Below are 12,187 nucleotides of genomic sequence, written 5' to 3'. Positions count from 1 at the left end.
TCCCGGATAATGGCCGGTTTCCGTTTCTCTTGGTGCTCGCCGTGGAAGTAAAGGTCAATTTTCTCGATAACCTTCGACTGGAAGCCAGGTTCGATGATTTCACGGTGATCGCCGACCAGCCGATCCGCTACAAGGGCGACGGCTCCGCGCCGGGGCCGTTCGACTACTTCCTGGCGTCGTCGGCGCTGTGTGCCGCCTACTTCGTCAAGCTGTACTGCCAGACGCGCAACATCCCCACCGACAACATACGCCTGTCGCAGAACAACATCGTCGACCCGGAGAACCGCTACCGGCAGATCTTCAAGATCCAGGTGGAACTGCCGGCCGACATCTCGGAGAAGGACCGCCAGGGCATCCTCCGCTCCATCGACCGTTGCACGGTGAAGAAGGTGGTGCAGACCGGACCCGAGTTCGTCATCGAGGAGGTCGACAACCTCGATGCCGACGCCCAGGCGCTGCTGATGCCCGGCACCGATGCCGCCGGCTGCACGCGCATCCCGGGCAAGGACCTGCCGCTGGAGCAGACCATCGCCAACCTGTCGGCCATCCTCGCCGGCCTCGGCATGAAGATCGAGATCGCCTCCTGGCGCAACATCGTGCCCAACGTCTGGTCGCTGCACATCCGCGATGCGCAGTCGCCGATGTGCTTCACCAACGGCAAGGGCGCGAGCAAGGAAAGCGCGCTGGCCTCGGCGCTGGGCGAATTCATCGAGCGGCTGAACTGCAACTTCTTCTACAACGACCAGTACTGGGGAGAAGAGATCGCCAATGCGGCGTTCGTCCATTACCCGGACGAACGCTGGTTCAAGCCCGGCCGCGACGATGCGCTGCCGCTGGGACTGCTCGACGGCCATTGCCTGGCGATCTACGACCCCGACGGCGAGCTGCGCGGCTCGCACCTGTACGACACCAACTCGGGCAACGTGCAGCGCGGTATCTGCGCCTTGCCCTTCGTGCGCCAGTCCGACGGCCAGGTGGTGTATTTCCCCTCCAACCTGATCGAGAACCTCTACCTCAGCAACGGCATGAGCGCCGGCAATACCCTGGCCGAGGCGCAGGTGCAGTGCCTGTCGGAGATCTTCGAGCGCGCGGTCAAGCGGCAAATCCTCGAAGGCGAGCTGGCGCTGCCGGACGTGCCGCCGGAGGTGCTGGCCAAGTACCCGGGCATCCTCGCCGGGATCCGCGGCCTGGAAGAGCAGGGCTTCCCGGTACTGGTCAAGGACGCCTCGCTGGGCGGCGAATTCCCGGTGATGTGCGTGACCCTGATGAATCCGCGCACCGGTGGCGTGTTCGCTTCCTTCGGCGCCCACCCGAGCTTCGAGGTGGCCCTGGAGCGCAGCCTGACCGAACTACTCCAGGGGCGCAGCTTCGAAGGCCTGAACGACCTGCCCCAGCCGACCTTCGAAAGCCATGCGCTGACCGAGCCGAACAACTTCGTCGAGCATTTCATCGATTCCAGCGGCGTGGTGTCCTGGCGCTTCTTCAGCGCCAAGGCCGATTTCCCGTTCGTCGAGTGGGACTTCACCCGGCAGGGCGAGGCTGCCAACGCCGAGGAAGCCGCGACCCTGTTCGGCATCCTCGAAGCCATGGGCAAGCAGGTCTACATGGCGGTGTACGAGCACCTCGGCGCTACGGCCTGCCGGATCCTGGTGCCGGGCTACTCGGAAATCTATCCGGTGGAAGACCTGATCTGGGACAACACCAACAAGGCCCTGGCGTTCCGCGAGGACATCCTCAACCTGCACCGCCTCGACGACGCCGCGCTCGGGGCGTTGCTGGAGCGCCTGGAAGACTGCGAGGTGGACGACTACACCGACATCACCACGCTGATCGGCGTCGAGTTCGACGACAACACGGTCTGGGGCCAACTGACCATCCTCGAGCTGAAAGTGCTCATCGGCCTCGCCCTGAAGCGCTTCGAAGACGCCAAGGAAGGCGTGGAGGCGTTCCTCCAGTACAACGACAACAGCGTCGAGCGCGGCCTGTTCTACCAGGCGCTGAACGTGGTGCTGGAGGTCGTCCTCGACGACGAGCTGGAGATCGCCGACTACGAGGCCAATTTCCGCCGCATGTTCGGCGACGCGCGGATGGACGCCGCGCTGGGCTCGGTGGACGGCAGCGTGCGCTTCTTCGGCCTGACGCCGACCAGCATGAAGCTGGAAGGGCTCGACCGGCACCTGCGGCTGATCGACAGCTACAAGAAGCTGCACGCGGCGCGAGCCAGGATGCAGCCCGTGGTCGACGGCGAGGCCGGCGCTGCCGCGGCTGGCGGTCTCAAGCCTCGGCGCCTGGCGATCCGCAAGCGCAAGTGAGGAGGGCGCCGAGGTCAGGGCGCGAGGATGATCATGAGGGAAACTTGATTTCATCACGAAGAAATTGAGTTTGTCTCATGGCATGAGCCTCACGAGAATCCCTCCATCGACCTTTCGACTGGAGGAACACCCATGGCCCTGGCCCACACTCTCGGCTTCCCACGCATCGGACGCGATCGCGAACTGAAAAAAGCCCAGGAAGCGTTCTGGAAGGGCGAGCTGGACGAGGCCGGCCTGCGGGCCGTCGGCCGGCAGCTGCGCGCCGCCCACTGGCAGGTACAGAAGGACGCCGGCATCCAGTTGCTGCCGGTCGGCGATTTCGCCTGGTATGACCAGGTGCTGACCCATTCGCTGACCTTCGGCGTGATCCCCGAGCGCTTCCGGGCGCACGGCGAGGCCGGGCCGACCCTGCATACCCTGTTCGGCATGGCCCGTGGCGTCAGCGACGACAGTTGTTGCGGCGGTGCCCATGCCCAGGAAATGACCAAGTGGTTCGACACCAACTATCACTACCTGGTCCCCGAGTTCAGCGCCGATCAGCAGTTCCAGCTGAGCTGGGAACAACTGTTCGAGGAGGTCGACGAGGCCAGGGCCCTCGGCCACCAGGTGAAGCCGGTGCTGATCGGTCCGCTGACCTACCTGTGGCTGGGCAAGGCCAAGGGCGCCGAGTTCGACAGGCTCGACCTGCTGGACCGCCTGCTGCCGCTCTACGGCCAGATCTTGCGCCGCCTCGCCGGCCAGGGCGTGGAGTGGGTGCAGATCGACGAGCCGATCCTGGTCCTCGACCTGCCGCAGGCATGGAAGAACGCCTTCGAGCGCGCCTACAACCTGCTACAGAGCGAACCGCTGAAGAAGCTGGTCGCCACCTACTTCGGCGGCCTGGAAGACAACCTGGGCCTGGCCGCCAACCTCCCGGTGGACGGCCTGCACATCGACCTGGTGCGAGCGCCGGAACAGTATCCGAGCATCCTCGACCGCCTGCCGGCCTACAAGGTCGTCTCGCTGGGCCTGGTCAACGGACGCAACGTCTGGCGCTGCGACCTGGAGAAAGCCCTGGAAGTGGTACGCCATGCCCGGGAGCGCCTGGGCGAGCGGCTGTGGGTCGCGCCGTCCTGCTCGCTGCTGCACAGCCCGGTGGACCTGGAGCGCGAAGACGGGCTGGACGCCGAGCTGAAGAGCTGGCTGGCCTTCGCCGTGCAGAAGTGCCGCGAAGTCGCGGTGCTGGCCCGTGCCGCCACTGAGCCGGAGGCCGCCGAGGTGCTTGCCGCCCTGGAAGAGAGCCGTGCGGTCCAGGCCAGCCGCGCTTCTTCGCCGCGAATCCACAAGCCGGCCGTGCAGGCGCGCCTGGCCGCGATCAAGGCCAGCGACGCCCAGCGCCGCTCGCCGTTCGCCGAACGCATCGCCAGGCAGCGCGCCGGACTCGACCTGCCGGCGTTCCCGACCACCACCATCGGCTCCTTCCCGCAGACCTCGTCGATCCGCCTGGCCCGCCAGTCGTTCAAGCAGGGCAAGCTGAGCGAGGCCGAGTACATCGAGGCGATGCACAGCGAGATCCGCCATGCGGTGCAGATCCAGGAGCAACTGGGGCTGGACGTGCTGGTGCACGGCGAGGCCGAGCGCAACGACATGGTCGAGTACTTCGCCGAGCAACTGGACGGCTACGTCTTCACCCGCTTCGGCTGGGTGCAGAGCTACGGCTCGCGCTGCGTGAAGCCGGCGGTGATCTATGGCGACCTGAGCCGTCCGCGGGCCATGACCGTGGAGTGGATCAGGTACGCCCAGAGCCTTACCGACAAGGTGATGAAGGGCATGCTGACCGGCCCGGTGACCATGCTGATGTGGTCCTTCCCGCGCGAGGACGTGTCTCGCGAGGTGCAGGCGCGCCAGTTGGCCCTGGCGATCCGCGACGAAGTGGTCGACCTGGAGGCCGCCGGCATCAGGATCGTGCAGATCGACGAGGCGGCTTTCCGCGAAGGCCTGCCGCTGCGCCGCAACGCCTGGCCGCACTATCTGGAGTGGGCCACCGAGGCCTTCCGCCTGTGCGCCTCCGGAGTCCGCGACGAAACCCAGATCCATACGCACATGTGCTACAGCGAGTTCAACGATGTGATCGAGTCCATCGCCGCCATGGACGCCGACGTGATCACCATCGAGACTTCGCGTTCGGACATGGAGCTGCTGGAGGCCTTCGAGCAGTTCGACTACCCGAACGAGATCGGTCCGGGCGTCTACGACATCCATTCGCCGCGCGTGCCGAGCCGGGAAGAGATCGTCGCGCTGCTGCGCAAGGCGGCCCGGCGGATACCCGCCGAGCGGCTCTGGGTCAACCCGGACTGCGGCCTGAAGACCCGCGCCTGGCCGGAAACCGAGGCAGCGCTGGTGAACATGGTCGCCGCCGCCCGCGAACTGCGTGGCGACCTCGCCCGCGGTTGACCGGCGGGCCTGGTGAGCGGAACGGGACGCCTGGCGTCCCGTTGCGCATTTGCACGTCGGTTCAGCGCGGAGCGTCCACCAGCGCCCGTAGCACATGGTCTTCCCAGACCCCGGCGATCTTCAGGTAGGCGCGGGCGTAGCCTTCCTTCTCGAAGCCGAGGTTTTCCAGCAGGCGCTCGCTGCGTGCGTTGCGCGGCAGGTGGCTGGCCATGATCCGGTGCAGGCCGAGCTGCTCGAAGCAATACCGGTTGGCTACCCGCAGGGCTCGTGCCATCAGGCCGCGGCCCTGCGCCGCAGCGGCCAGGGAAAAGCCCAGGTGGCAGGCCTGGAATACCCCGCGGACGATATTGGTGTAGCTGCAGCGCCCCAGCACCTCGCCGTCGTCGGGATCGAGCAACAGCAGGAGAAGCGCCTCGCCTTCGTCCATGCTCGCCACCTGTAGCAGGGTGCGGGCGCGGGCGTTGTCCACGGAAAAATACCCCGGGTCGCGCAGCGGCTCCCATGGCGCCAGGTGCTCGCGGTTGGCGTTCTCGTAGCGGCTGGTCCGGACGAAATCGTCGGGTTGCAGCGCGCGCAGGAGGAAGTCCGCGTCGCGATGCAGTATCGGCACCTGCCGTCGGTTGCCCGGCAAGCCCCTCGGGTAGTCGGGCGGGAAGGGCGCCAGGGCGGACTTGAAGTCATTCATAGAACTTGCCCGCCAGCATCAGCTGCGCCGCGCGCCGCCAGGCATTCTCCGGCCTGGAATAGCCCGGCAGGCCGTCGCGGGAGTCCTCGCCCCAGGTCGCGGCGGCATCGAGGAAGCCACCGATGCTGCCGTTCTCCCAACCCAGCGGGCTGGGGCCGAACGGTTTCGGCGGGTTGGCGGCGGCGAGGCGGCGGTCTTCCTCCCAGTCCGCCGCCAGCGCGGCGAGGAAGCGCAGGAAACCCGCTTCGTCCTCGACCTGTTCGGCCAGCGCGTAGAGATCGGTTGCCATGTGCTTCCTCCTGGAAGTGGGTTTCGGGATACGACGGCGCGAGGTCGGAGCGCGGTCAGTCCGGGCGCAGCGATCATAGCGCGGACCGGCGCTGGCATGGCTCGCAGCCTGGCTGATGCACGGGCGCGGGGCGATTGTCTGGGCGTACCAATGCCTGCCTCAACCAGAGCGTCTCGGTAGTCGGGCTGGCCGGCCTGGCGATCCTGGCATCGCGCGCCCCGCTGGGTCCCGCCCGCTAGGGGACGGACGGCGATGCGGGCGCCGAGGAAAGTTGCCGGAGCCCGATCTACACTGGCGTTTAGCGGTAGGACGGCTATCTCCGGTTCTCCACTCCCTCGCGATGGACAGGCGCCATCAAGGAGTCGTGCGCGATGCTCTTCGGCAGAAAAAGCAGGGCGGTGGAAAGCGCCGCCAAGGATGAAGACCTGGCGTGGCGACTCGATGCCATCGGGCAGAACGTCGCCACCATCCGTTTCACTCCCGATGGCCAGATACTGTCCGCCAACCCGCTGTTCCTCGCGGTGGTCGGCTACTCGGCGGACGAGCTGGTCGGCAAGCACCATCGGATCTTCTGCGAAGAGGACTTCCAGGCCTCCGCCGCCTACGTGCGCTTCTGGAAGGAACTGGCCAGCGGCACGCCCCAGCGCGGTGTGTTCAAGCGCCTGCGGCGCGATGGTACGCCGGTCTGGCTGGAGGCCACCTATTTCCCGGTGAAGAATGCCGAAGGGGCGGTCGTCGAGGTGCTGAAGATCGCCGCCGACGTGACCCGCAACCATTCCGAACTGCTCCTGCTCAACGCGATCAACGACGCCATACGCCAGTCCATGGCGGTCATCGAGTTCACCCCGGACGGCGAGATACTCGATGCCAACGAGAACTTTCTGCGTCTCTTCGGCTACAGCCTCAAGTCGCTCAAGGGCCAGCACCACCGCATGCTCTGCTTCGACGAGTTCTATCGGGAGAACCCGGATTTCTGGGCTCGGCTGCGGCACGGCGAATTCTCCCGCGGGCATTTCGAGCGCCGCAGCGCCGCCGGCGAGCGGGTACATATTGAAGCCACCTACAACCCGGTCAAGGACAGTTCGGGGCGGATAATCAAGGTCATCAAGTTCGCCATCGACGTTACCGAGCAGGTCAATCGCAACGAGGAAGTACGGCGCGCCGCCGAGCTGTCGTTCTCCACCGCGGAAGAGACCGCGCAGATTTCCACCCGCGGCATCGACTCCCTCGACCAGTCCGTCGCCCTGTCGGCCAAGACCCTGTCGATGGTCAACACCGCCGTCGGCCTGATTTCCCAGCTCACCCACCAGACCAAGGACATCGAGAACATCGTCACCACCATCCAGAGCGTCGCCGAACAGACCAACCTGCTGGCCCTCAACGCCGCCATCGAGGCGGCTCGCGCCGGCGACATGGGGCGCGGCTTCGCGGTGGTCGCCGACGAGGTGCGGCAACTGGCGGCGCGCACCAGCGGCGCCACGGTGGAGATCAAGAACGTGGTCACCGAGAACGTCAAGCTGACCCAGCAGATCAACCACAACATGCAGACCATCGAGTCCAGCGCCCAGGAGAACAACAACCAGATCACCACCGTGGCCGGCATCATGCAGGAGATCAGCAAGGGCGCCGAGCACGTGGCGCGGGTGGTGTCGAGCCTGTTCAAGTGAGGCGCAACCGGGACGGCGCCCGGTCGTGACTCTCCCACAAGGTGGCGAGCGCAGACTCCGCTCGCCACCCGCAGCGGAGTCGAACGCGACATGCCACCGAAGAACGTCCGCCTGATCCTCGGCCATCCCTCCGGCGACAGCTTCTGCGCCGCCAGCGCCTTGGCCGAGCGCCTGGCCTTCGGTTGCAAGCGTTCGAGGACAGCCTGGCGGGCGCGAGGATCGTGTGGGGCCGAAGACCGGCGCTCCACGTAGCGAGCGGTTTTCGCCTGGAAGCACGGTTGCGGGAAAAGTTCCGCTGGAAACCCTCCGACGTGCAGAACACGAGGCGCCCCGCATTCCTTGGCACTGCGCTTGATCGCGGCGAAAAGACCCACGGAAAATCACCGGGTCGTTCAGTCTTTGCCAAAGGAAATCAGTATGAAGAACGCAATGGCCCTGACCCTGGCCGGCCTGCTGGCCGCTCCTTCCCTCGGCTTCGCCGCCGCGCCGGACGCAGTGATGGTCTTCGCCCGCCAGGGCGACAAGGGCAGCGTATCCGTCGGCGACAAGCACTTCCGCACCCAGGCCTTCAAGGTCCGCCTGGTGAATGCGGCGAAGAGCGAGATCAGCCTGAAGAACAGCTGCCTGGTGGCGCAGTCCGCCGCCGGCCAGTCCTTCAGGCTGGATACCGTGGACGAGGAACTCACCGCCGATACCCTCAAGCCGGGCGCCTCCGTTGAAGGCGACGCGATCTTCGCCTCCGAAGACGACGCGGTGTACGGCGCATCGCTGGTCAGGCTGAGCGACCGGTGCAAGTAGGCGACTAGCCGTTGCGCAGCGAAAGCCGCAGGGCAGCCTCGGCGGCTTTCGGGTGCGAGGAAACGGCTTTCGAAGGTTTCGGCGCGAATCTGAAATCATTCAGGCGCGTTTCCGGTGCTTCTGGTTGCCTGGGCTGGGGGCCGAATTCCAGTTTCCAGATGCCCGGGGCTAGGGGAGGGTAGACATCGCTCCAGGCTGCGCCCGAGCGAGGCGCTCGACCCACAAGGCACGCCCGGCCCCCTCCCGCGTGCGGGAGAGGGCCGGCAGCATAATACCTGCCCACACCACATTCCAAAAACCGAATCCGCGCCACTCAAGCCGCAACTACTGCGGTTAGGGTAACTCCGGAAAAGTCCCGGCCGATCTGATGAAATGGTGCCCCCGCTGAACCCGAGCCCTGCCGCATGACCCAGATAAGCTTTTCCGATGCCGAGTACGCCGGCAAACGCAAACAGACGCGGCGCGAGCGCTTTCTGGCAGAGATGGAGCAAGTGGTGCCTTGGGCCGGGCTGCTGGAGTTGATCGAGCCGTCCTATCCCAAGGCAGGCAATGGTCGTCCGCCGTATCCGCTGGAAACCATGCTGCGCATCCACCTGCTGCAAAACTGGTTCGCCCTCAGCGATCCGGCGATGGAGGAAGCGCTGTACGAGATCACCTCGCTGCGTCAGTTCGCCAAGCTGTCGCTGACCCAGGGCAGCATCCCGGAAGACACGACGATCATGAACTTTCGCCACCTGCTGGAGCAGCATGGTTTGGCGGCGGGCATCCTGGCTGTAATCAATAGCCATCTGGGCGAGCGAGGACTGTCGCTGCGCTAGGGCACCATTGTCGATGCGACTATCATCCATGCACCCAGTTCGACCAAGAGCAAGGAAGGCAAACGCGATCCTGAGATGCACCAAACGAAGAAGGGCAACCAATACTTCTTCGGGATGGAGGCGGATATCGGCGCCGATGCCGAGTCCGGCCTGGTGCACAGCGTGGTGGGGACGGCGGCCAACGTGGCCGATGTCACCCAGGTCGACCGATTGCTGCACGGTAAGGAGAACGTGGTGTGAGCCGATGCGGGTTACACCGGCGTGGAGAAACGCCCGGAGCATGAAGGGCGTGAGATCATCTGGCAGATCGCGGCACGGCGGAGTACCTACCAGCGCCTGAGCAAGCGCAGTGTTCTATACACGGCCAGGCGCAAGATCGAGAAGGTCAAAGCGCAGGTACGGGCCAAGGTCGAACATCCATTCCGGGGAATCAAACGCCAGTTCGGCTACACCAAGGTGCGCTTCCGGGGACTAACCAAGAACACCGCGCAACTGGTGACGCTGTTCGCCCTGTCGAACCTATGGATGGCCCGTGCACTGGCTGGCCGGCGCAGGAGAGGTACGCCTGTAAAACACAGCAGTCAGGGCAAAAGCCTGGCTTCGGGTGAATCAGCCCCCGAAGGCTGGGCTGAAAAAGGAGTCAGGTCGCCAATCGGCTGCGTGTGACTGACTTGTTCAGAGCTTCCTTAGCTTTATTGAGATACACGTGGTGTCTGCTTTTGGCCGTTCTCTACCGGTCGCGGCCGGCTGAAGTCGACCAAAAGCGACCTGCCATAACAGGCAATTGAGAGGGGCGACAAGTCCTAGGTCAAGCGCTGAGTGACGCTTAGAAGCCATCACTGATGGTCTAGTATGTGCCCCACGGCCTAGGAGGACGCTCCGTTGGTTTGCTGATCGTGCTCTTCCAGCAAAAAGATGAGATAGCTGCGCGCAAGGTTGCAATACAGACGCGCCTCGTGTGGCTGGATCGCGATGCCTTCTTTTAGATCGGTTCCGTGGCGAACCCCGCCTCCCGTCGGCGATGAAAGGTAGCCGTGCAAGGTTGTCATCCAGGTCAGAATATTTTCCTGCGCCTTGCCTCGCCCCTGCTTTTTCATCTCGTTAATGATGGGCCCGAAATACTTCCCCTGAATCGTCACTGTGTCCTCGCCTATACCTCGAAAGGCTGTCGTAATCGACTCCAGAAGGAAAAGAGTTTCTTGAACCGCGCGCCGGCCCTGCCCCGTATCGAGCAGCCGTTCGGACTCCGCTAGGCATTCATCTATAAGCGCGCGGGCCTGTTCATCCAACGAGGGCGCCAAACGCGGCACGGTGATCGGTGTATAGGCGCGCGTTGCGATTAAGTCAGGCAGTTGAATTTCATAGCCCGCATCATGCTCCGCTAGGATAGCGTTGATAATTTGGACATCTGGCACGTTCAAGCCGGACTGTTCGAGGTCTACGCAGCAATTCCAAAAAGCCTCGATAAACACCGGCGCATTCTCAGCCGAGCTATCCATGAACCGAGATAAATCACTCCACGCCCAGTCCGGGCTGCTGCTTCGACCAGTCCCGCCGAAGCGGTTTTTGCATTGCTCAACTGCGCGCCATGCATCTCCCTGCGCCGCAATTTTTTCAATCAGACCATAAAAATCACGGACAACGCCGTGCGGGATTGGACCCGGGGACTTGAAACGCCACGACTTATCGAAATTTAGCAATTTACTTGTCCTCACAATCATCTAGACCCCCTGTTCAATTACCGCTCCGAAGGTACAACGGTCACCTGAGCTTCCAAAGTTCGGCGCGTCCGGATAGCCGTTCAAGGCCGACTCAAGCCGGTTGCGACAGGCGGAAACCTGTCACGCCTAATGTCACTACTCGGCATCCAGCCTGCGAGAAAAATTAGGATAGGGCGTGAAATTAAAATCCTGATCGATAGCTAATAGACGGTTTTTGACTTCCATGTGGTCAATACGTGCAGCGCCACGTCCATACGTCTGACCATTTCGTTCAATTCGCTCTAGCGTGAAGAGTAACGCCTCCAGATCGAAAAGGTGCAGGTAGGGCTCGATCGCACTAGCAAACCGAACATCAGCACTGTTGAAGCTTCCGCTCGTTCCGTAATACGCTCCCAAGAGCTTACACGCCCACTGCTGCCACTCGGGTGAGTCCTCAATTTCTACTATGAGCTTCAGTTGTTCGTCATTGAGGCGTGGGTAGTCGTCACTTTCGATCCATTGCAGAAGATCTACGAAGTGAGCGGACAAGTCAGTTTTTACAAACCAGCCGGCAATTTTTGCGGTGGAATCTGTTGCAATTCCGTGCTGAACACGTAACTTCGCCGCATCCGATAGTAGGGCATGTAATGTTGAATGCTTGGATAAGTAGTAAACAAAAAACTTCAACGGCTCACCGTCAGCAGCGACGTTGCTGAAGTATTCTTGCTCAGCCCTGATGATCTCCTCCAAACGGCCTGCCTGCCGATCACTGATCGCTTCAAGGACGTTCAGGTTGATCCTTCTGTTCGCATTGCACTCATCATTCTCAAGCTTGAAGGTGAGTTTCCATAGTGATTTAAAGATGGAGGTTTCGACCGTGGGTTTGAACCGCCGTAGGTACCGGCTTTCCACATACCCTTTAACCTTATGGCGATCGTTCAATGCATCTCTATGTTCGGCAAGGTCTGTGAGCATTTCATTCAGGATGTGCTGAGTGTAGAAGGGTGGCTTGATGAGTAAATCTTCCAACGTATTGCGAAGCAGGGATCTGACTGTTTCACGGTTAGGCGCGTGGAGCTCTCGCTCCTGAGTCAAAACAGGATGCGCCGAGAGGTGTCGTTGCTTTTGCAGAAATTTGAGATTTTCGTACTCTGGAGCGTCAAGTAATCGTGTCTTCAAGAAGGTGTCTTCAATCAGCTTTATTTCCCATGCTGAGGAAAAGGGTTCTTGAACCTGAATTCGGGTCATCTCGTTGATGATTTCGGTAGCTGTTGCATCCCTGTATACATCAATAAGGTACTCAAGCTTGTAAATTAGGTCGCACACCGCGACTGACCAGAGCATTACTACGGAAGATCGGTAATTTCCATTCTGGTATGAAGACAAAACTTCTTTGAAGTACTCCTTTGTTTTGGCAGCAAAGATATCGTCAGCGAATCCTTCCAGGGAAAAGCCAGGCATAGGCACGTCCTTAAAGTATGAGTT

8 protein-coding genes and 2 pseudogenes are annotated in these 12,187 nt (G+C 62.5%); 6 read left to right on the top strand and 4 right to left on the bottom strand.

All coding sequences use genetic code 11. The annotated features are described in order from the left end of the window. Positions 1–41: 41 nt before the first annotated feature. Both ACI766_RS16085 and metE read left to right on the top strand, forming a co-directional pair. The gene (locus ACI766_RS16085; protein ID WP_031635062.1) at positions 42–2,312 is read left to right on the top strand and encodes an OsmC domain/YcaO domain-containing protein; all 2,271 of its coding nucleotides are present in this window, start codon (positions 42–44) and stop codon (positions 2,310–2,312) included. A 132-nt stretch (positions 2,313–2,444) separates the two neighbouring features. Continuing rightward, complete coding sequence (gene metE, locus ACI766_RS16080) at positions 2,445–4,745, top strand: 5-methyltetrahydropteroyltriglutamate--homocysteine S-methyltransferase (protein ID WP_003139809.1); 2,301 nt, start codon at positions 2,445–2,447, stop codon at positions 4,743–4,745. Between the two features lie 61 nt (positions 4,746–4,806). Here the strand turns inward: metE and ACI766_RS16075 are convergent, their stop codons facing one another. Then, a complete protein-coding gene (locus ACI766_RS16075) occupies positions 4,807–5,376 on the bottom strand; it encodes a GNAT family N-acetyltransferase (RefSeq protein WP_079988754.1) in 570 nt (189 codons plus the stop codon). Positions 5,377–5,422: 46 nt separating this feature from the next. After that, entirely contained in the window at positions 5,423–5,719 is a 297-nt protein-coding gene (locus ACI766_RS16070; RefSeq protein WP_003114923.1) for a hypothetical protein, read from the bottom strand. A 371-nt stretch (positions 5,720–6,090) separates the two neighbouring features. Between ACI766_RS16070 and ACI766_RS16065 the strand changes: the two are divergent. From ACI766_RS16065 to ACI766_RS16050, 4 genes and pseudogenes are all read left to right on the top strand, one after another. Beyond that, a pseudogene (locus ACI766_RS16065) lies at positions 6,091–6,810 on the top strand (PAS domain-containing protein); the annotation flags it as partial. Further along, positions 6,811–7,386, top strand: coding sequence for a methyl-accepting chemotaxis protein (locus ACI766_RS16060; RefSeq protein WP_369810617.1), 576 nt, complete (start codon positions 6,811–6,813; stop codon positions 7,384–7,386). Between the two features lie 417 nt (positions 7,387–7,803). After that, positions 7,804–8,184, top strand: a complete 381-nt coding sequence (locus tag ACI766_RS16055) for a DUF4354 family protein (protein ID WP_003114920.1) — start codon at positions 7,804–7,806, stop codon at positions 8,182–8,184. A gap of 404 nt (positions 8,185–8,588) precedes the next feature. Beyond that, positions 8,589–9,573: pseudogene (locus tag ACI766_RS16050) on the top strand (IS5 family transposase). 295 nt (positions 9,574–9,868) lie between these two features. Here the strand turns inward: ACI766_RS16050 and ACI766_RS16045 are convergent. Together ACI766_RS16045 and ACI766_RS16040 are read right to left on the bottom strand one after the other, a co-directional pair. Next, positions 9,869–10,723 (bottom strand): hypothetical protein, encoded by an 855-nt coding sequence (locus ACI766_RS16045; RefSeq protein ID WP_228518717.1) that lies wholly within the window; start codon positions 10,721–10,723, stop codon positions 9,869–9,871. 135 nt (positions 10,724–10,858) lie between these two features. After that, a complete protein-coding gene (locus ACI766_RS16040) occupies positions 10,859–12,163 on the bottom strand; it encodes a hypothetical protein (protein WP_412828460.1) in 1,305 nt (434 codons plus the stop codon). Positions 12,164–12,187 lie beyond the last annotated feature (24 nt).

Origin of the sequence: Pseudomonas sp. DL, assembly GCF_047199225.1 — a bacterium.
Lineage (GTDB): Bacteria > Pseudomonadota > Gammaproteobacteria > Pseudomonadales > Pseudomonadaceae > Pseudomonas > Pseudomonas aeruginosa.
Note: the sequence above shows the minus strand (reverse complement) of the source record. Positions and strands in the feature narration are given on the sequence as shown.